This is a genomic window from Ruegeria sp. BB9 (assembly GCF_056539345.1).
On record NZ_JBQFUU010000001.1, the window covers coordinates 1,004,090 to 1,023,557 of the forward strand.

The 19,468-nt window shown below is 60.4% G+C and carries 22 protein-coding genes; 8 read left to right on the top strand and 14 right to left on the bottom strand.

Going from position 1 to position 19,468, the window contains the following annotated elements; genetic code table 11:
* Window positions 1–66: 66 nt before the first annotated feature.
* Window positions 67–1,470: an aminotransferase-like domain-containing protein gene (locus ACR0FC_RS05045; RefSeq protein ID WP_170338657.1), complete on the bottom strand. Its 1,404-nt coding sequence runs from the start codon at window positions 1,468–1,470 to the stop codon at window positions 67–69.
* A gap of 99 nt (window positions 1,471–1,569) precedes the next feature.
* Here ACR0FC_RS05045 and ACR0FC_RS05050 point away from each other — a divergent pair, with 99 nt between their 5' ends.
* Window positions 1,570–1,797 (top strand): DUF1127 domain-containing protein, encoded by a 228-nt coding sequence (locus tag ACR0FC_RS05050; RefSeq protein ID WP_093962029.1) that lies wholly within the window; start codon window positions 1,570–1,572, stop codon window positions 1,795–1,797.
* Window positions 1,798–1,858: 61 nt separating this feature from the next.
* Here the strand turns inward: ACR0FC_RS05050 and ACR0FC_RS05055 are convergent, their stop codons facing one another.
* Window positions 1,859–2,302: a PaaI family thioesterase gene (locus ACR0FC_RS05055; protein ID WP_093962028.1), complete on the bottom strand. Its 444-nt coding sequence runs from the start codon at window positions 2,300–2,302 to the stop codon at window positions 1,859–1,861.
* Between the two features lie 58 nt (window positions 2,303–2,360).
* Here ACR0FC_RS05055 and ACR0FC_RS05060 point away from each other — a divergent pair, with 58 nt between their 5' ends.
* The 4 genes from ACR0FC_RS05060 to gluQRS all read left to right on the top strand — a co-directional run bounded on the left by ACR0FC_RS05060 (window position 2,361) and on the right by gluQRS (window position 6,288).
* Entirely contained in the window at window positions 2,361–3,146 is a 786-nt protein-coding gene (locus ACR0FC_RS05060) for an enoyl-CoA hydratase (protein ID WP_170338659.1), read from the top strand.
* A 274-nt stretch (window positions 3,147–3,420) separates the two neighbouring features.
* Window positions 3,421–4,761 carry a methylenetetrahydrofolate--tRNA-(uracil(54)-C(5))-methyltransferase (FADH(2)-oxidizing) TrmFO gene (gene trmFO / locus ACR0FC_RS05065; protein WP_170338661.1) on the top strand — a complete coding sequence of 447 codons (1,341 nt, stop codon included), beginning with the start codon at window positions 3,421–3,423 and terminating at the stop codon, window positions 4,759–4,761.
* A gap of 37 nt (window positions 4,762–4,798) precedes the next feature.
* Entirely contained in the window at window positions 4,799–5,413 is a 615-nt protein-coding gene (locus ACR0FC_RS05070; RefSeq protein ID WP_170338662.1) for a class I SAM-dependent DNA methyltransferase, read from the top strand.
* A complete protein-coding gene (gene gluQRS, locus ACR0FC_RS05075) occupies window positions 5,410–6,288 on the top strand; it encodes a tRNA glutamyl-Q(34) synthetase GluQRS (RefSeq protein ID WP_170338664.1) in 879 nt (292 codons plus the stop codon). The genes ACR0FC_RS05070 and gluQRS overlap by 4 nt, the downstream gene beginning before the upstream one ends.
* Before the next feature lie 15 nt (window positions 6,289–6,303).
* Here the strand turns inward: gluQRS and hisI are convergent, their stop codons facing one another.
* Window positions 6,304–6,693 carry a phosphoribosyl-AMP cyclohydrolase gene (hisI, locus tag ACR0FC_RS05080; protein WP_170338665.1) on the bottom strand — a complete coding sequence of 130 codons (390 nt, stop codon included), beginning with the start codon at window positions 6,691–6,693 and terminating at the stop codon, window positions 6,304–6,306.
* A 48-nt stretch (window positions 6,694–6,741) separates the two neighbouring features.
* Between hisI and ACR0FC_RS05085 the strand changes: the two genes are divergently transcribed.
* Together ACR0FC_RS05085 and ACR0FC_RS05090 are read left to right on the top strand one after the other, a co-directional pair.
* Window positions 6,742–7,194 carry an iron-sulfur cluster assembly scaffold protein gene (locus ACR0FC_RS05085; RefSeq protein ID WP_170338667.1) on the top strand — a complete coding sequence of 151 codons (453 nt, stop codon included), beginning with the start codon at window positions 6,742–6,744 and terminating at the stop codon, window positions 7,192–7,194.
* 58 nt (window positions 7,195–7,252) lie between these two features.
* Complete coding sequence (locus ACR0FC_RS05090) at window positions 7,253–7,891, top strand: MarC family protein (RefSeq protein WP_093962021.1); 639 nt, start codon at window positions 7,253–7,255, stop codon at window positions 7,889–7,891.
* A gap of 187 nt (window positions 7,892–8,078) precedes the next feature.
* On the opposite strand, the gene ACR0FC_RS05095 is transcribed toward ACR0FC_RS05090, so the two are convergent.
* The 5 genes from ACR0FC_RS05095 to sciP form a co-directional block, all read right to left on the bottom strand.
* The gene (locus tag ACR0FC_RS05095) at window positions 8,079–8,201 is read right to left on the bottom strand and encodes a hypothetical protein (RefSeq protein WP_261391793.1); all 123 of its coding nucleotides are present in this window, start codon (window positions 8,199–8,201) and stop codon (window positions 8,079–8,081) included.
* 110 nt (window positions 8,202–8,311) lie between these two features.
* Window positions 8,312–10,402 carry an ATP-dependent DNA helicase RecG gene (recG, locus tag ACR0FC_RS05100; protein WP_170338669.1) on the bottom strand — a complete coding sequence of 697 codons (2,091 nt, stop codon included), beginning with the start codon at window positions 10,400–10,402 and terminating at the stop codon, window positions 8,312–8,314.
* Window positions 10,399–12,525, bottom strand: coding sequence for an NAD-dependent DNA ligase LigA (gene ligA / locus ACR0FC_RS05105; RefSeq protein ID WP_170338671.1), 2,127 nt, complete (start codon window positions 12,523–12,525; stop codon window positions 10,399–10,401). Before ligA ends, recG begins: the two co-directional genes overlap by 4 nt.
* Window positions 12,526–12,647: 122 nt before the next feature.
* Window positions 12,648–13,364: a response regulator transcription factor CtrA gene (ctrA, locus tag ACR0FC_RS05110; protein ID WP_170338673.1), complete on the bottom strand. Its 717-nt coding sequence runs from the start codon at window positions 13,362–13,364 to the stop codon at window positions 12,648–12,650.
* An 84-nt stretch (window positions 13,365–13,448) separates the two neighbouring features.
* On the bottom strand, window positions 13,449–13,742 hold the full coding sequence (gene sciP, locus ACR0FC_RS05115) for a CtrA inhibitor SciP (protein ID WP_170338674.1): 294 nt from the start codon (window positions 13,740–13,742) through the stop codon (window positions 13,449–13,451).
* 130 nt (window positions 13,743–13,872) lie between these two features.
* Between sciP and mnmA the strand changes: the two genes are divergently transcribed.
* A complete protein-coding gene (gene mnmA / locus ACR0FC_RS05120; protein WP_170338676.1) occupies window positions 13,873–15,018 on the top strand; it encodes a tRNA 2-thiouridine(34) synthase MnmA in 1,146 nt (381 codons plus the stop codon).
* On the opposite strand, the gene ACR0FC_RS05125 is transcribed toward mnmA, so the two are convergent.
* The 6 genes from ACR0FC_RS05125 to ACR0FC_RS05150 form a co-directional block, all read right to left on the bottom strand.
* Complete coding sequence (locus tag ACR0FC_RS05125; protein ID WP_217358566.1) at window positions 15,012–15,596, bottom strand: hypothetical protein; 585 nt, start codon at window positions 15,594–15,596, stop codon at window positions 15,012–15,014. The genes mnmA and ACR0FC_RS05125 overlap by 7 nt on opposite strands.
* Entirely contained in the window at window positions 15,596–16,753 is a 1,158-nt protein-coding gene (gene lpxB, locus ACR0FC_RS05130; protein ID WP_170338681.1) for a lipid-A-disaccharide synthase, read from the bottom strand. Before lpxB ends, ACR0FC_RS05125 begins: the two co-directional genes overlap by 1 nt.
* Window positions 16,753–17,547 carry an LpxI family protein gene (locus ACR0FC_RS05135; RefSeq protein ID WP_170338683.1) on the bottom strand — a complete coding sequence of 265 codons (795 nt, stop codon included), beginning with the start codon at window positions 17,545–17,547 and terminating at the stop codon, window positions 16,753–16,755. The genes lpxB and ACR0FC_RS05135 overlap by 1 nt, the downstream gene beginning before the upstream one ends.
* Window positions 17,548–17,551: 4 nt before the next feature.
* A complete protein-coding gene (gene lpxA / locus ACR0FC_RS05140) occupies window positions 17,552–18,337 on the bottom strand; it encodes an acyl-ACP--UDP-N-acetylglucosamine O-acyltransferase (RefSeq protein WP_170338685.1) in 786 nt (261 codons plus the stop codon).
* The gene (gene fabZ / locus ACR0FC_RS05145) at window positions 18,334–18,807 is read right to left on the bottom strand and encodes a 3-hydroxyacyl-ACP dehydratase FabZ (protein ID WP_093962012.1); all 474 of its coding nucleotides are present in this window, start codon (window positions 18,805–18,807) and stop codon (window positions 18,334–18,336) included. The genes lpxA and fabZ overlap by 4 nt, the downstream gene beginning before the upstream one ends.
* 72 nt (window positions 18,808–18,879) lie before the next feature.
* On the bottom strand, window positions 18,880–19,464 hold the full coding sequence (locus tag ACR0FC_RS05150) for an OmpH/Skp family outer membrane protein (protein ID WP_170338686.1): 585 nt from the start codon (window positions 19,462–19,464) through the stop codon (window positions 18,880–18,882).
* Window positions 19,465–19,468: the final 4 nt, after the last annotated feature.

The window sequence follows — 19,468 nt, forward strand, 5'->3', positions numbered from 1 at the left end:
AACGGTAACGTCCAATTTAAGTTTAAAAAACAGCAGCTTAAAAAATAGGTATCTATTTACCCCAAATCAAACACTGATTTGTTCGGGCGGATTGTCCAGCAAGGCGCGCAGACGCAACATGGCGGATTCGAACTGCTTCAGCGAGACATGCCCGTTCATCGCAATGCGCACGGCATTTGGCGCCCTTCCATCCCTCAGCGCGAATTCATCTGCCGATCGGAGTTGAATGCCCTCACGCTCGGCAGCCCTGCTGAAGGCTGCGGCGCGCCAGCCGGACGGCAGGCTCAGCCAGACAAATGGAATATCGGGGTCCCAGTTCAGATTGAAGCCGCCCAGTGCATTGACGGCCACCCGTACATACTCACCCATCTTCGCGCGAACATCCCGCGCCATTTGCCTGGATTGAGGGTGACTGAGGAGCAAGCGGGTCAATTCGGCCAATGGCTGCGCCAATCCGAAATACCCGTATTCCGCCGATCGGCGCAGGTCTCCGCTGCGTTCCCGCGGAGCGATGGCGAACCCCACGCGCAACGCAGGCGTAAGGGTCTTGGAAATCGACGACACATGCCAGCCCCGTTCAGGCGCAAGTGCCCTGTAGCTGGGTGCGCGCGCCTCGCCCATACGATAGCAATCGTCTTCGATGATTTGCAGATCGTAGCGGCGGGCGATCTCGATCACCTCGTTGCGGCGTTCAAGAGGCGAATGCCCACCGGTCGGATTCTGAACCTCGGGCGACACGCAAATCGCTTGCGCCCGAGTTTGACGAAGGATGTGGTCCAACGCGTCGGGGCTGATACCCCATTTGTCCATTTTCACACCAATAACTTCGGCGCGCATCAACTCACCGGCTCGACGGAACCCAGCATAAGAAAGGTCCTCGACCAGAACAACGGGTTTCGGATCGCGCAGAACGGTCTGGAACACGACGCACAGTCCGCTTTGCCCGCCATGCGTAAGAACGATGTCATCGGCGTTCAAAGCACCCAGCGGCAAGTCGGAGAGCCAATCTACGACCGCCTGGCGCACAGGCAGGTAAGCGTCGCGGGTGGGATAGTTCATGAACATCTTCGGATCCCCCTGCGCCACCTTGGCAAGGCATGACCGTATCAGGGACACCTGCCCGACATCTGGCAGTCGCGGGCTGAACAGGCTGACATTGGCGTCATACTTGTCGTCCCGAAGGTGAAGCTGCCGTGACCAGACATCGTCTAGCAATGGCATTTTCGGTGGTGCCACGAATGTACCACGCCCGACCTCGGCCTGCAGCAACCCCTCCTCGGTCAGAATGGAATAAGCCCGGGCGACCGTTCCCGGTGTGATTTGCAATCGATACGCCAATTCCCGCACCGGAGGAAGTTTCACCCCGACTTCCAGCTGCTTGTTTTCGATGGCTTTTCGAATTGTATCTGCGACCAGTGTGTACTTTGGTCCCTTGGATTTTGGCAGGTCTGTCGGCCAAATTGTATCCATTACAATTCTTCCTTTGCGTTCAGTACAATCTTGAATGTACCACAGCAATGTACCGAACATTTATGCTTTGTGTCAATACAATTTGAAAGGATACTTACCATGACACGCGCAATGCACACCCCCGCCCTCTTGCTGCTGAACGACAGCCCCCGGCTGCCTCTGATCGCTGCGCTGGCCGTGCGTTTTGCGGCGACTGTCACCCAATGGGAACGCCGGCGCCGCAGCCGCGTCAACCTGAGCAGGCTGGATGACCGTCTGCTGAAGGATGTCGGGCTGACGCGCTTTGAGGCTGACCGCGAAGCACGCCGCCAATTCTGGCTTGGCTAGAATATCCCCAGTCCCAATTACGGGACCTCTTCCTGTGCCGGGGCTTGTCCCCGGCATTTTTTTATCCGAACGCAGCTGCGGCGGAGCCGGCAGGTGGCAGCGAGTAGGTCATGCTTGCGCGCGCCACCGGCGCCTCCTGCCCTTCCGAGTACATCAGGACGTCGCCAACAGCCAGCGTACGCCCCAGTTTCAGCAACCTGCACTCGGCAATCATGTCGGCTCCACCGGCAGGTTTGCGCAGAAAATCCATGGAACTGCTGGTGGTCACGGCCAGGGATTGACGACCCTTTCGCGCCAGAACCATTGAATAGACACAGACATCGGCCAGGGCGAACATCGAAGGTCCGGACACAGTTCCGCCCGGACGCAGATGCCGATCTTCGACAACGAGGCGCATGCGGATCGAGTCGTCGGTCAGATCCATGACGACGAAATCCTTGTGCACCTGCGGGAAGACCTGCGCCAGATATTCCGTCAGCTCTTCCTTGTTCATTGCCAATGACATGCTTCCCCTCCTCGATTTGCCGACCTAAAGTTGGCCCCACAGCCGGCAGGAGGGCAAGATGGCAATTTTGGAACGTAACGACACGGGCGCGATCGCTCATCTGAAAATGAATACGCCCGAGCGGCTGAATGCGCTGAGCGACGAAATGCTGGAGGCACTGCAATCTGAATTGGATACGCTGCGCGATGATCGCACGATCCGCGCTGTAATACTGTCAGGGGCAGGCAAGGCGTTTTGTGCCGGTCATGACCTCAAGCAGATGACCGCGGGCCGGCAGGCTGAAGATGGAGGCAAGGCCTACTTCACCGAACTGTTCAATCGCTGCGCCCGAATGATGATGTCGATCCAATCCCTGCCCCAACCGGTGATCGCGCAGGTCCATGGCATTGCAACGGCCGCCGGCTGCCAACTGGTGGCGACCTGCGATCTGGCCGTGGCGGCCGAAGGAACGCGATTCGGCGTCAATGGCGTGAACATCGGTCTCTTCTGCTCGACGCCGATGGTGGCGCTGAGCCGCAACATTCCGCGCAAACTAGCGTTTGAGATGCTGACCACCGGTGATTTCATACCAGCGGAGCGGGCCGCCGAGCTGGGCCTGGTCAATCGTGTCGTTCCGGAAACGCTGCTGGAGCATGAAACCCTGTCGTTGGCCGAGCAGTTGGCGTCCAAACTGGGCGCGGCGGTAAAGATCGGGAAACAGGCGTTTTATCAGCAACTTCAGATGCCTTTGGATCAGGCATATGCCTATACCGGCGGCGTAATGGCCGAAAATATGCTGCACCGGGATACCGAGGAAGGTATTTCCGCATTTATCGAAAAACGCTCACCAAATTGGACCCAATGACGCAATTGTTATGGCTAAAATTATCGACTGTTCGCATTTTTGCACTTTTCAAAAGGGCATCTCTGTGGCAAAGCTGGGACAGGGCTGAGGCCTTCACTATCTTTTGGGTCGCCGTGGGCGGAAGGTCCCTCCAAGCTGGTTTCTCTCACCGGCGCAGACATTCCCGCAGCGGCGACCCCAAGACTTCCCAATAAAATCATAGCGTTGCTGCCTTGTTGGCAGCAGTTTTCGTTGGCCGTTGCACGCGCGGGCCACCTGCCCTATTTGGACGCACATGACACAGAAATTGCATATCGTTGGCGGCGGCATGGCCGGATCCGAGGCCGCATGGCAGGCCGCCGAAATGGGCGTGGACGTCGTGATTCACGAAATGCGCCCCAAAGTGGGCACTTTTGCGCATCAAACCGGCAACCTGGGCGAGATGGTCTGTTCCAATTCGTTCCGGTCTGATGATGACGAGCAGAATGCCGTTGGTTTGCTGCACTGGGAAATGCGCGCGGCCAATGGGTTGATCATGACCACCGCTGACGCCCACCGACTTCCTGCGGGCGGCGCTCTTGCCGTAGACCGTGAACCTTTTGCCGAAACGGTGACCGCCAAGCTGAAGACGCACCCACGCGTCACCGTCACCGGTGAGGAAGTCACCACGCTTCCGGACGATGGACTTTGGATTTTTGCCACCGGTCCGCTGACCTCGCCAGCGTTGGGCGCAGCGATCCAGCGCGAGACCGGGGCCGAAGCACTGGCCTTTTTCGACGCGATCGCCCCGATCGTCTACGCTGACACGATCGACATGAGCAAGGCGTGGATGCAGTCGCGCTATGACAAAGGTGAGACCGAGGAAGAGCGTACCGCCTATCTGAACTGCCCGATGGACCGTGACCAGTACGAGGCTTTCATCGACGCGCTGCTGGCCGCTGACAAGACCGAGTTCCACGAAGGTGAAACAGCTGGCTATTTCGATGGCTGCCTGCCGATCGAGGTGATGGCCGAGCGTGGGCGCGAGACCCTCCGCCACGGGCCCATGAAACCGGTGGGCCTAACCAATCCGCATCAGCCGGACGTAAAGCCCCATGCCGTGGTTCAACTGCGCCGCGACAACGCTTTGGGCACGCTGTTCAACATCGTTGGGTTCCAGACCAAGATGAAATACGGCGCCCAGACCGAGGTGTTCCGGATGATCCCGGGGCTCGAGAATGCCAGTTTTGCCCGACTGGGCGGCATCCATCGCAACACCTTCATCAACTCGCCCACCTTGCTGGATGCGCAGATGCGCCTGAAATCCAAGCCAAACATCCGATTTGCCGGGCAGATCACCGGGGTTGAAGGATATGTCGAGAGCGCCGCGATGGGCCTGCTGGCCGGACGTCTGGCGGCTGCCGAGATTCTGGGCCACCCCCTGCCCCCGGTTCCGCAGGACAGCGCCATGGGCGCGCTGATCCACCACATCACCGGCGGCGCAGAGGCCAAGACCTTTCAGCCTATGAACGTGAATTTTGGTTTGTTCCGACCGGTCGACGGGTTGAAAGGCGGACGGCGCGGCCGCAAGGATCGCTACAAAGCCTATACCGATCGCGCCAAGGAGGCATGGCGGCAGTGGCTGACGCAAAGCTGACTGGACGCAGACCGGGCCACGCGCCTAAACTGACGGCATGAGCGAGAAGTTCCTCAAAAACACATATGATCTGAACACGCCGCAGGAAACCCAGGCGCATTACCAGAAATGGGCGGCCTCTTACGAAGATGAGGTGGCCGAGCACGGGTATGCCACGCCGGGCCGCGTGGCCGAGGCGTTGTGGTCCAAGTTGCCGCAACCGGACACACCTATCCTTGACTATGGCTGCGGGACCGGGTTGTCCGGTGTCGCCTTGCACAAGGTCGGATACCGGGCAATCGACGGCGTCGATCCGACACCCGAGATGCTGAAAGGTGCTGCTGCCAAGGGCGTCTACCGCAACCTTGCTGCCATCGACATCACCGATCCCAACCCGTTGGAGACGGGGGCATACAAGGCAATCGCCGCGATCGGAGTGATCGGCGCCGGCGCCGCGCCGCCCCAGACATTCGACATGCTTATGAAAGTCTTGCCAAAGAGTGGCCTGCTGGCGTTTTCGTTCAACGACCATACATTGGACGACCCCGGCTATACCGGGCGCCTGAACGAATGGCTGGACATGGGAGCGGCGCGCCTTCTGTTTCGCGAACACGGACCGCACTTGCCAGGGCTGGACTTGAAATCCGACGTATATATCGTTGAAAAGACGTGAAATTCACCACAAGATTTGCCCCATCTCCAACCGGGCCATTGCATCTTGGTCATGCGTATTCTGCATTGCTGGCGTATGGCCTCGCTGCCCGAAACTCCGGCACGTTCCTGCTGCGGATCGAGGATATCGATCAGTCCCGGGCGCGTCGGCATTGGGAGGATCAGATCTATGACGATCTGACGTGGTTGGGTTTGACGTGGCCTCGCCCTGTGTTGCGGCAATCCGATCGTATGCCGCTCTATCGGCGGGCCTTGAACCGGCTGTGGTCCCAAGGGCTGCTATATCCGTGCACCTGCAATCGCAAGGATATCGCGGCCGCCGCCAGTGCGCCGCAGGAAGGGTATCCTCTGCACGGACCTGACGGCGTCATATATCCCGGAACATGCCGTGAAAAATGGACATATCAGGTGCAGTCCGCGATCCCGGAGGATGTGGCCCTGCGTCTCAATATGTCCGAAGCGCTGCGCCGGATCGCGAGGGACGCCACCGGGTTGAGGTTTCACGAGACCGGGTCCGGTCCGGATGGCGCGACTGGCTGGATAGAATTGTCGGACGAACAGATGCTGCACGGCGTCGGCGATGTCGTCCTCGCCCGGCGGGGTATGGGCACGTCCTATCACCTGTCAGTCGTTCTGGATGATGCCGCCCAGAACATCTCACATGTGGTTCGCGGTCAGGATCTGTTTGACGCAACCGGGATTCACGTGGTGCTGCAGCGCTTGTTGGGGTTGGAGACGCCCACCTATCACCATCACCGACTGATCCGGGACGAAACGGGAAAACGGCTGGCCAAGCGAGACGACGCCAGGGCGATTGCGAAATATCGGGCCGAAGGAGCGACGCCGGAAGACGTCCGCGCAATGGTCGGTCTTTAGGCCCGCTAGGCGCCGTCAAACCATCGGCGACATCAATTCGACCTCTTCCCCGTCCCGGACGGCGGTGTAGAAGCAGCTTTGGCGGTTTGTGTGGCAAGCGGGGCCGCTTTGTCGTACCAGAACCAACAGGCAGTCTCGATCGCAATCGACGCGAAAATCCACCAACTCTTGTACGTGGCCCGAGCTTTCTCCCTTGACCCAGAAGGACTGGCGCGAGCGCGACCAATAGGTGACGCGTCCGGTTTCCAGCGTCTTTCGGATCGCCTCGGCGTTCATCCAGGCCATCATGAGAACCTCGCCGGTGCTCTCCTCCTGAGCAATGGCCGGGACCAACTCAGCCTCATTGAATTTGAGTGTCGACGGGTCGAACGTAGCAGAGCGCGACATCGCAAAAACCTTTTGCATCCCAGAACATGGCCACTATGTATGGGGAACAGCCACCGAGGGAAACCCATGTCCGGCGAAACCGACCTGATCAAGCTCTACTCCGGGCGCATTCTGGCGCTGGCGGCCGACATTCCGCACCTGCAGCGGTTGGACGATCCGGATGCGACCGTCAAGAAACGGTCCCCCTTGTGCGGTTCGACGGTTGCCGTGGACATCAAAGTGCGGGACGGAAGGATCACCGAGTTCGGACAGGACGTGAAAGCCTGCGCGCTGGGTCAGGCAGCAGCGGCAGTAGTCGGTGCATCGGTCATCGGGGCAACCCGCCCCCAAATCGAAACCGCGCGCGACCAGTTGGCGGCCATGCTCAAGAGTGATGGCCCTACCCCGGATGCGCCGTTTGACGAGTTGGAAGTTCTGCGGCCCGCCCGCGATTACAAGAACCGGCACGCGTCGATCATGCTTGCGCTGGACGCGACCGCCGAGGCTTTCGAGAAGGCCGAACAAGCCAACTGCGCCTGAACATGGTCTTTTGAATCGAAGGCGGCTAACCTCCTGACCAATTTGACAGAGAAGCCAATTGAACAACCTTCTGGAACATTTTGTAACCTTGTGGGTCGTCATTGACCCGATCGGAACCATCCCGGTGTTCATTGCCGTCACCGCGGGTATCGAAGCCGCCGCGCGCCGGCGCACTGCCCTGCTGGCCGCACTGATCAGCGCCGGGATCCTTCTGTTCTTTCTGGTCTTTGGGCAATTGCTGATCGAGGCGCTGGATATCGGCCTCAACTCGTTTCAGGTCGCCGGCGGGATCATCCTGTTCCTGTTCGCGCTGACGATGATTTTTGGCGAAAGCAAACAGGAAATCGAACAGCGCCAGGCCGAAGAAGACATGGAAGACAAGCTGCACAGGCACAACCCGGCGATCTTCCCGTTGGCGGTCCCGTCATTGGCCTCACCCGGTGCGATGCTGGCCATCGTCATTCTGACCGACAACCACCGCTACAGCGTGGCGGACCAGGGCATTACTGCGCTGGTCATGCTGTCCGTGCTGGCCTGCGCCTTTGTGTTGATGTTGCTGGCCGAGCCAATCATCCGGCTGATCGGTCATTCGGGGGCGGCAATCATCAGCCGGGTCATGGGAATGATCCTGGCCTCGGTGGCCGTCAACTCGGTCCTGTCAGCCCTGCTTGAGATCTTCAAAACCGGTCAACTGTAAAAAAAACCGCCGCGCCTTCCGGGCGGAAAGGGCGGCGGCAGTCAATGCGTTTCTCGCGTGGGGTCCGGATTACCGCGTGGGGCCGAGGCACGGCCCCTTCAAGGGGTTTGGGACAGGCAGGTCACCCTTGACTGAAATGGGGATGACATACGCGGGTTGATCGGCACGAGATCGCAGGCAGAAAGGCTTAGAACCCGACGGGCACGTGAAGCGCCACCATCAGCATGACAACCAGCGAAGCTACGCCGGCTGCATCCTGCAAAAGCGTGGCTTGCGAACGGCTGAAAGCGCTTTTGATCTGGGTCAGCATGTTTCACCTCCGGTCGGGAATTAATCCTTTGTTGACCTTTTGTTCTCATATTTCCGGGGATCAGTAAAGAACTTTATGAGAACATTTGTGAACTTTTTGCGCGCAACCCGCTAACCCACTGAAATCAAACGGATGGCCTGATCCTGTTTCATCAACCAAAGAAGAACACGCGCGGCCTGACCTCTTTCCGAGGTCAATTTCGGGTCCGAAGCCAGCAGCGCACGCGCGTCAGATTGTGCAACAGCCATAAGTCCAGCCTGCCGTTCTAGGTCGGCAATCTGGAACCGGGGAAGACCGGATTGAGCGGTCCCGATCAGGTCCCCTGCCCCGCGCATCTCGAGGTCCGTTTCGGCAATTCTGAATCCATCTTCGGTTTCCCGCAGAACTTCCAGCCGTCTTCGGCCTCCTTCGCTGAGCGGCGCTTGATACATCAACAGACAGGTTGACGCGTCATGCCCGCGTCCGACCCGACCGCGTAGCTGGTGCAACTGGGCCAGCCCGAAGATTTCCGCCCGCTCAATGACCATGATCGTGGCGTTGGGGACGTTTACTCCCACCTCAATGACCGTCGTCGCAACCAAAACCTTGGTCCGCCCGTCCTGAAAGGCGGCCATTGCCGCATCTTTCTCGGCCGGGGGCATCTGTCCGTGCACAAGGCCGACGATTCCGTCACCCAGCTGGGCCCGCAAGTGTTTGAACCGTTCCTCGGCCGCGGTGAGGTCGGAGACCTCGGATTCGTCGACCAGCGGACAGACCCAATAACACTGCTTTCCGTCTTCGATCGCGCGGCGCAGATGATCGACCACCTCCTCCATGCGCGAAGTGCTGACAATCGCAGTTTTGACCGGTTTGCGTCCCGGCGGTTTCTCATCCAGGACCGAGACGTCCATATCCCCATATTGTGCAAGCGCAAGGCTGCGTGGGATCGGTGTGGCTGTCATGACCAGAACATCGGCCCCCTGTCCCTTCTCAGAGAGCTCCATCCGCTGGCGGACACCGAACCTGTGCTGTTCGTCGACAATCGCCAGACGCAAGTCATGGAATGCCACATCGTTCTGGAAAACCGCGTGAGTGCCCACCAGAATTTGGATGTCACCCGCCTTGAGCGCGGCCAGCTTCGCCTTGCGCTCGGACCCCTTGTCCCGTCCCGTCAGGATTTCGAGAACCACGCCGGCGTCCTCGGCCAGGGGGCGAAGGCCCTCCAGATGCTGGCGCGCGAGGATCTCGGTCGGAGCCATCATGACACCCTGAGCACCGGCCTCTACCGCAACCAGAAGCGCCATGAACGCAACCAGTGTCTTGCCGGATCCGACGTCCCCCTGCAGCAGGCGGTTCATTCGGGTCGGAGCGCCCATGTCTTCGGTTATCTCGCGTATGGCACGCAACTGCGCCCCAGTGGGTTTGTACGGAAGCGCATCCAGTACACGGGTCTGCAACGCCCCGGTCGCGACACTTACGGTTCCACGTGTTTTGCGTTCCCGCAGGCGGGCCAGAGCCAGAGTCAGTTGATGGGCGAACAGTTCGTCATAGGCCAGGCGTTCGCGCGCGGGAGCAAAGGCTGCCACGTCATCGGAACCTTGCGGTGTGTGGGCCGCCCGGACTGCATCGGCCCAGGTCGGCCAGCTCTGGCGGGCAACCTGTGCAGGATCCGCCCATTCCGCCAAATCTGGCAGGCGTGCCAGCGCGCTTTGCGCCGCCTTGTAGGCCGTCTTTTGGGTGACACCTTGGGTAAGGTGATAGACCGGTTCAAACTCGGGGATGCTGTTCGCCTGTTCGACCGGCAGAATGTGGTCCGGGTGAACCATTTGCGCTGTACCGTCAAACAGTTCGAGCTTGCCGGACACCACCCGTCTCGCCCCCTCAGGCAGGACCTTTTTCAGGTAGTCGGCACGGGCGTGAAAGAAGACCAGCTGGAAATCGGTCTGACTGTCCTGCACGAAAATCCGATAGGCTCCGCCCCTGTTGTGCGGCGGGCGGTGGGCGCCGACGGTGACTTCCACCGTGAGTGTTTTCGGCAGATCGACGCCCCGGATCGTATCACGCCGCCGCCGGTCAACCACTGCATATGGCAATGCAAACAGCAGATCGCGTGGCGTTTCCAGCCCGGTCTGCGCCAGCAGGCGTGCGGTCTTGGGACCGATACCATCCAGCCTCTCGAGCCCTGCAAAAAGCGGGAACAGTTGCTCTGGACGGCCGCTCATGCGTCCCCGATCAACTGCAGCCAGCTGTCTTCATCCAAGGTTTCGACCCCCAGCTCTGCCGCCTTCTTGGCCTTGGAACCTGCGCCGGGGCCGGCCACCAGATAGTCCGTTTTTGCGCTGACTGAGCCAGCCACTTTGGCCCCCAAGGCTTCCGCGCGGGCCTTTGCTTCGGCCCGGGTCATTTTTTCGAGCGTACCCGTAAAGACAACCGTTTTTCCCGCGACTGGGCTGCCCGATGTATCCGGCCGTTTGGCCTCTTGTACGTTCAGTTGGGCGACCAGCGCATCGATGCTTTGGCGCTCTGCGTCCTGAGCAAATGTCGAAACCAGGGTCCGGGCCATGACTTCACCGACGCCGTCGATATTCAGCAGTTCATCCCATTCGGGTCCGCTGAATTGGCTGGCAGCCGTGACAGCCTGCTCGAACGCGTCCCACGTGCCGTAGTGATTGGCGATCAGGTTCGAGGCGGCTTCACCAAGGTGTCGAATACCCAGCGCAAACAGAAGGCGGCCCAGCGGAATTGTCCGCTTTTCCTCGATCGCGGCAAAGAGTTTTGCGGCGCTCTGACTGCCCCAGCCTTTTCGGTTGGCCAGCTTGTTCAGATTTGCAGCGTCCCGCTTTTGCAATGTGAAAATGTCTGCCGGCGTACGGATCGGCAGATCCGGGTCGTTGTAGAACATTTCGATCTGCTTGGCCCCCAACCCATCGATGTCAAACGCCTTGCGGGAAACGAAGTGCTTCAGTTTCTCGACCGCTTGCGCCGGGCAGATCACCCCTCCGGTACAGCGGCGCACCGAGTCGCCTTCCTCGCGGATCGCGTCGCTGCCGCATTCCGGACATTTCGTCGGAAACTCAAACGGGACAGCTTGTTCCGGCCTTTTGCTCAGGTCGACGTCGGCTATTTTGGGGATCACATCGCCGGCGCGGTACACCTGCACCCAATCGCCAACACGGATATCTTTACCGTCGCGGATCTGCTCGCCTTTCGAATCCCGGCCGGCGATGTAGTCTTCGTTGTGCAAGGTTGCATTGGACACGACCACACCGCCAACCGTCACCGGGTGCAGCCGCGCAACCGGGCTAAGCGCGCCGGTGCGGCCAACTTGAATGTCAATCGCCTCAAGCCGGGTCCAGGCGAGTTCGGCAGGAAATTTATGAGCGATCGCCCATCTTGGTGTGGTCGAGCGAAACCCAAGACGGGCCTGCAACGACAAATCGTTCACTTTGTAGACGACGCCGTCGATGTCATAGCCAAGCGTAGAGCGCTGCTCTTCGATTGCGCGGTAGTGCTCCAGCATTTGCGCGGTCGAGCTGCAAACGGCAGTCAGGTCGTTGGTGGAAAAGCCAAAGGACTTCAACCGATCCAACGCAGATGACTGAGTGGTTCCCAACGGCTCGGACACTTCGCCCCAGGCATAGGCGAAGAACCGCAGGGGTCTTGCGCGCGTAACTTCTGGGTCAAGCTGGCGTAGCGAACCGGCGGCCGCATTTCTCGGATTCGCAAACAACTTCGCCCCCGCCTCTGCCTGCTTGGCATTCAGCTTCTCGAAATCGTCATGAGACATATAGACTTCGCCGCGAACCTCCAGGATCCCGGGCGCGTCGGCGATCTTTTGAGGGATATCTGAAACGGTCAACGCATTGGCCGTGACGTTTTCGCCGACCTCACCATCGCCCCGTGTTGCCGCCTGCACCAGTTCGCCGTCCTCGTAACGCAGAGACAGCGACAAACCGTCGATCTTTGGTTCGGCCGTGAATTCGAGGGGCGCCTCTTCGCTCAGCCCAAGATAGTTTCGTACGGACCGAACAAAGTCTGCTACGTCCTCATCGTCGAATGCGTTTCCAAGCGACATCATGCGGACCGCATGGGTCACTTTACCGAAACCGTCCACCGGTCGCGCACCAACCTGATCGCTGGGGCTGTCGGGGCGCTTTAGCTGCGGGAACCGCGACTCGATTTCGAGATTCCGAAGTTTCAGGGCATCGTATTCGGCATCCGAGATCTCGGGCGCGTCCTGGCCGTGATACAGGTCGTTGGCCTGCTGCAAGAGTTCCGCAAGGCGTGCCAATTCCTCTCGAGCCTGGTCCTCGGTCAGATCTTCTACTGCAATCGAATTGCTCATGGCCTCGCCCTGTCACATCGTCTTGGACCCCAGTGATAGGGCGAGGTCATGGTCAGGTCCAGATGTGCTGAGCCGTGAGTGCGAGTGCCACCCTGGACCGCGGTGGCGGATGGGTCAGATTTTCAGGCGCCGACGGCCAAGCGAGTGCTTTCCACCGTGTCCGTCTGGGGGTCGCGCAATACATATCCTCGGCCCCACACCGTTTCGATGTAGTTCTCGCCGCCTGTGGCATTGCTGAGCTTCTTGCGCAGCTTGCAGATGAAAACGTCGATGATCTTGAGTTCCGGCTCGTCCATGCCGCCGTAAAGGTGATTCAGGAACATTTCCTTGGTCAGGGTCGTGCCCTTGCGGAGGCTCAGAAGCTCAAGCATCTGGTATTCCTTGCCGGTCAGATGCACCGCCTGATTGTCAACCTCGACCGTCTTGGCATCCAGATTGACCGCGATTCGTGCGGTTCGGATAATCGATTGCGAATGACCTTTGGATCGGCGGATGATCGCATGGATTCGCGCCACCAACTCCTCGCGGTGGAACGGTTTGGTCAGGTAGTCGTCGGCCCCGAAACCGAAGCCCTTGATCTTGCTTTCAGTGTCGTCGGCTCCGGAAAGGATCAGGATCGGCGTTTCAACCCTTGCAATGCGCAACTGACGCAGGACTTCATGTCCGTTCATGTCCGGCAGGTTCAGGTCAAGCAGGATCAGATCGTAGTCATACAGCTTGGCCAGATCTATGCCTTCCTCGCCCAGGTCCGTCGCATACACGTTCAGGTTGGCATGCGTCAGCATCAGCTCGATGCTTTTGGACGTGGTCGGATCATCCTCGACAAGAAGAATTCGCATTGCACTGCTCCAATTCAGGTCAACTATTCCAGTTCGGGTTAACCCTGATCACAAATGGTTAATCTGACGTTACCGTTGAATCATTTATTCGCTTTCGCCTTTAGGTTGTCTATATTTTTTTAGCGCCGTCACTTTCAAGGCCTCGATTCCGTGTTCGGCGACCGCAGACACCCATGTGTTGAACTCTTCGTCACTCAGGCCGTATCGTTTCTTGGCGTCCGACAAGGAGATCAATCCGTAAAGCACGCCTCGAACGACAATGGCCTTTCTTGATGCGACCCAGCGTTTCGTATCCGCAGGCGGCAAATCCGCTCGGGACAAAACAGACCCATCCGGCAGGGTAACTGACCTTGGTCCCTCAACTTTGTGCAAATACATCTTTTGACCCTTTTTCTGGTGCCACAAAGCTGACGGCAGTCTACTTAATGCGCGGTGAAACCGCCCCTTGAGAGTGCGTAGAATTTTCCTATATTCTGCCGGTCTTTCTTAACCCGGACTGGAACAGCCCATGGCCCTCGACACCGAGACCCCTCTGAACTCGCTTGGCTTTGCCAAACCCCCGTCGGAAACGCGGGTGGTCGTCGCCATGTCGGGTGGTGTCGACAGCTCGGTCGTGGCGGCGTATCTGGCGGATCAGGGTTATGATGTGGTGGGTGTGACGCTGCAGCTCTACGACCACGGAGCGGCGCTGGCCAAGAAGGGCGCGTGCTGTGCCGGGATCGACATCCACGACGCCCGCCGCGTGGCCGAGGAACGCGGCTTTCCGCACTACGTTCTGGATTATGAAAACATCTTCAAGGACGCCGTGATTGACGAGTTCGCCGACAGCTATCTGGCCGGCGCAACTCCGGTGCCCTGCATCCGCTGCAATGAGCGCGTCAAGTTCAAGGACCTTCTGGAAACTGCCAAGGATCTGGAAGCCGACTGCATGGCGACCGGCCACTATATCCAGCGCAAGATGGGCCCGGGCGGCCCCGAATTGCACTGCGCCGAGGACGCCAACCGCGACCAGTCCTATTTCCTGTTCTCGACCACGCCCGAGCAGCTGGAATTCCTGCGCTTCCCGCTGGGGCACCTGCCGTCCAAGGACGCAACCCGCGAGATGGCCGCGCAATACGGGCTGAGCGTGGCCGACAAGCCCGACAGTCAGGACATTTGCTTCGTGCCCAACGGCAACTATGCCAGTGTGATCGAGAAACTGCGCCCCGGCGCGGCCGAGCCCGGCGAGATCGTTCACGCCGACGGCCGTGTTCTGGGCCAGCACGACGGCGTGATCCACTACACGATCGGCCAGCGACGCGGCCTTGGTATCGGCGGGCTCAGTGAGCCGCTCTATGTCGTCAAGCTGGACGTTGATCGCAAGCAGGTCGTCGTCGGCCCCAAGGAACTGTTGGCCACCCGCACCATCCCCGTACGCGAGATCAACTGGCTGGGCGACGAACCCTTCACCTCGCAGAAGGAATGGCATGTCTCGGTCAAGGTACGTTCGACCCGCCCCCCGCGCGAGGCGATCATCCGCCCGCTGACTGACACTACCGCCGAGGTCGAATTGCTGACCCCCGAGGAAGGTGTCTCGCCCGGGCAGGCCTGCGTGTTCTATGAAACCGAGGGCAGCCGCATCTTTGGCGGTGGCTGGATCTGGCGCGGTTACTGAACCGCGTCGGTCCACGAATTGCTGAGGATATAAAGCCCGGCGCAGATCATGACGTAAGGCACGAGGTACTCCAGCCGTTGCGCCAGGCGCCCCGTCTTGATCTGGGCGCGCCCACCGATCAGCCCCACTACTGCAAGTGAGAGAGCGGCCAGACCTGCCCCAAGCACACCTGCCAGCCGGAAATCGGGGGTGGAGTCGGCCAGCAAGGGGGCGAGGACCGCAAACGTGTCCATCGAAAGACTTGCGAACAAGAGCATGGTCACCAGCGCCGAGGCGCTGCCCGGCACAGCGGTTGCGTCCTGGCCATTTGCTCCGCGAAGCTGTCGAACGGCCCCGAAAAGCCCCAAGGCCAGCGGGATGGCGCCGAGGTAGCCCGCCCAGTGCGGCACCACATCCTCGACCCCCAGCGCCAGCAGGAAAGCCGCGCCGATCACCAGCCCCTGTGCCAGCAGAAACCCGAGAACCGCGCGTTGCGGACCAGTGACGATCATCAGGGCGACCAGCGCCATGAGGTTGTCGAGATTGGTCAGCACCTGCGCCATGAAGGCCGAGGCCGCAAAGACCGCGTAGTCCAGCATCACGGCGTCATCCGCTCCAACACCGCACGCGCGGCCCGAAGACCGGGCGCTTCGCCACCCCGGCCGAGACGTTCCATCGTGACGGCCATGGCCTGCTCCTGCGCGCCCGGCGCGGCAGACACTGCGCTGAGCGCGGCCGAAATGGCTTCAGGCGTGCAGTCATCCAGCAGGCATTCCGGCACCGTTCGGGTCTCGGACACAAGGTTGACCAGCGTGACCGTATCCAGCTTGACCATGCGCTCGGCGATCTTCTGGGTCAGCCAGGTCAGCTTGTAGGCAATTACCATCGGCGTGGACTGGGCCGCCAGTTCCAGCGAGACCGTGCCGGACGCGGCTAGGGCGATCTCGGCGGCGGCAAAGGCCGCGCGCTTGCTGGCCACCGCCTGATCCGTGTCGATGTTGCGCGGGTCCACCACGACCGGCTGGCCCGGCCAGGACCGGACATGGGCAGCCACGGTATCGGCCACATGCGCGACCGCCGGAACTACCACCCGAATGTCGGGGCGGTCCTTCAGGTACAAGGCAAGCGCCGCGCCGAATACGGGCGCCAGCCGATCGACTTCGCCCCGGCGCGAGCCGGGCAAGGCCAGCAGGATCGGCGCGTCGCCAAGACCGTGATCGGCGCGGAACTGCGCGATCTGCGCTTCGGTTGCAACCGGCTCGCTGGCCACCGGATGGCCGACGAAGTCGCACTCCATTCCGGCGTTTTCCATATAGGGTGGCTCGAACGGCAGCAGGGCCAGAACATGGTCGATGACCTTGGCCATCTTGTCCGCCCTCTTGGGGCGCCAGGCCCAGACGCTGGGCGCGACATAGTGCACCGTCCGAATGCTACTGCGCGCCTTGACCTGCTCGGCCAAGCGCAGCGAAAAGTCGGGACTGTCGATTGTGATTAGAACGTCGGGCTGGGTGTCCAGAACGGCCTGAGCGGTTTCGGCGATGCGGCGTTTGAGGTGAAAAAACTTGGGCAGAACCTCGATCAGGCCCATCACGCTGAGCTCGGACATCGGAAAGCGACTGACCAGACCCTGGGCCTGCATCAGCGGCCCGCCGACCCCGTCGAATTCGATCTCCGGAACAAGGGTCTTCAACCCCTCCATCAGCGCACCGCCCAGACGGTCGCCCGACGGTTCACCGGCGACCAGAAAGACGCGCATCAGACAGCCCGCTCGTGCACATGCAGGAACAGGCCCAGGCGGTCGCATTCCGCGATCACTTGGGGCCGGTCCAGCACGATCACCCCACCCTTTTCGATGACGATGCCGGACAATCCGGCGGCAACGGCGCTGGATACGGTGTCGGGGCCGATGGCAGGCAGATCGGCACGTCGGTCTTGGCCCGGCTTGGGGCCCTTGAACAGAATACCGCCGCCCGCATCCGGGCGCGCGGCCAGCGATTGCAGCATCCAGGCCGTGCCGAAGGCCCCTTCGACTACCAGAACCTGGCCCTTGTGAACCACGCAGGCCTGTCCGATATCCGCAGCCCCCATAGCCCGCAGGACACCCACGGCCCGATTTGCATCGCCCAGCTCCGCCTCGGTCGGCTGGGCCTGGGTCAGACACCCGAGCGGAGGCAACAGGTCCGGCGCAATCTCGTGCGCGGCCCGCACGCGCAGACCGGCGTCCTCCAAAATGCCGATCACCGCCCGCAAGGCTCCGTCGTCGCCCGACATCAACGCCTGCTGTATGATCGGAACCAAGGGCATGGTCTGCGCGTCAATCCGGGCGGGGTTTATTTCTGGCCTGCGAACGGCACCTGCGAGGCATACATCTGTGACGCCGCGCGCTTTGAGCTCGGCGATAAAACTGCCCAACTGCTCCAGCGGGAAGGTCACGTCTGGCGTCAGAGTGTCAGGCTGAAATCCCTCCATCGCGCAAACCAAGGGGCGTTCCGGCAGGTGCGCAACCAGTTCGTCCGGCAAAACCCCTGTTCCCGCGATCAGAGCCAGCATGATCCTATTTCCTTGGTGTCAGGAACGAACGATCGCTTTCGCCCGTCACGAATTCCACGATCTGACGTACATAGTCGCTGTCGGTGCTGTCGCCCAGTCGCTTGGCGCGGTCCATGAAGGTGCCCTCGCCTTCGGACAGTTCGCGAAAGGCCGCACGCAGCGCCGAAATGTCCGCCCGGGAAACGCCACGGCGTTTAAGGCCGACAAGGTTCAGCCCTTCCAATTCGCCACGCGAGGCCTGAACCAGGCCGTAAGGGATGACATCGTTGGGCACCATGGTCAGCGCACCGATGATGGCGCCGCGGCCCACGCGCACCCATTGATGCAAGCCGGAAATGCCGCCGAGGATCACGTCATCCTCGATGATGCAGTGGCCGGCGGCGCCGGAATGGTTCACCATGATCACCCGGTTGCCGATCTGGACGTCATGCGCCACATGAACCCCGGCCATCAGCAGGCAGTCATCGCCGATGCGGGTCACGCCGCCGCCACCCTCGGTGCCGGTATTGACCGTAACGTGTTCCCGGATGCGGTTTCGCCTGCCGATTTCCAGTCGCGTGTTTTCGCCCCCGAACTTGAGGTCCTGCGGGATTTCACCAATCACCGAAAAGTTGAAGATGACGCAGTCGTCACCGATCGAGGTATCCCCGGTGACCACCACATGCGACTTCAATTCGACTCGGTCGCCCAAACGCACCTGTGGCCCCACATGGCAGAACGGGCCGATTACGCAGTCCTGGCCGATCTGAGCGCCGTCTTCGATGATCGCGCTGGGATGAATTCGGCTCATGCTGTTTTTTCCATATCCCAATCGACATAGGCCGAAAACTCGGCCTCGGCCGCCACTTCGCCGTCAACGGTCGCACGGCCGCTGAACTTGAAGATCTTGCCGCCCTTCTTGCCGCGCACGGTTTCGACATGCATTTTCAGCACGTCACCCGGCACCACTTTGCGGCGGAATTTGCACTTGTCGATATTCATGAAATAGATCAGCAGTTCGCTGTCGATGACATCCATGCCGACGCCCAGCATAACACCTGCGGTTTGCGCCATCGCTTCGACGATGGTCACGCCGGGCATGATCGGCGTACCGGGGAAATGGCCCTGGAAATGCGGCTCGTTCATGGTGACGTTCTTGATGCCGACCGCCGACTGATAGCCGTCGATCTCGACAACCTTGTCAACCAGCAGGAACGGATAGCGATGCGGCAGGATCCGCTGGATCAGCTGAATGTCGGCGCTCTTGGTTTCCGTGGTCATTTTCAGGATGTCCTGTTCTCGGGGTCTCGTTCACGCGTGGTTAGCAATACCCGTACCCAAGGGCAAGCCACGCTATGGCTTGTCGCCCTCTTCCAGCTGCGATCCGTCGCCGATGGCAGCGTCGATCTTGCGGATGGCGATGGCCGTAACATCCGAGGCGTCCGAGCTGAGAAATACGTTGGATCGTTCGATGATCAGCGACGCGCCAGTTTCACGCAGCAGGTCGATGAGCACGGGCTGGGCCAGCTCAAAGAACTGATTGCGCGCCTCGTCACTGCGGCGGGCCAGAGCATCCAGTTTCGCGCGTTGCCCCTCGCGGTGAGACTGGACCTTTCGGTCGAAGGCTTCCGCAAGCGGGCGGAACTCCTCAGGGCTCAGAACTTCGCGCTTTTGCGTCAGCTCTTTTTCCTCGCGGCTCAGCTCGGCAACGATGCGTTCATTTTCAGCGGCCAGCGCAGCACTTTCTGCTTCGATCTCATCAAAAATCCGTCGCCCGAATGCGGAGTCGGTGAAGATCCGGTCGCTGGAGATGGTCAGCACGCCGGATTGCGGCACACCCAACTGCTGGGCCGCCACTGGGAGCGACACTACCAGGAAGATCAAAACACACAGGGCCCGCAACGGGCCCTGTACAAACTTCGATATCGTCTTGACCATGGAC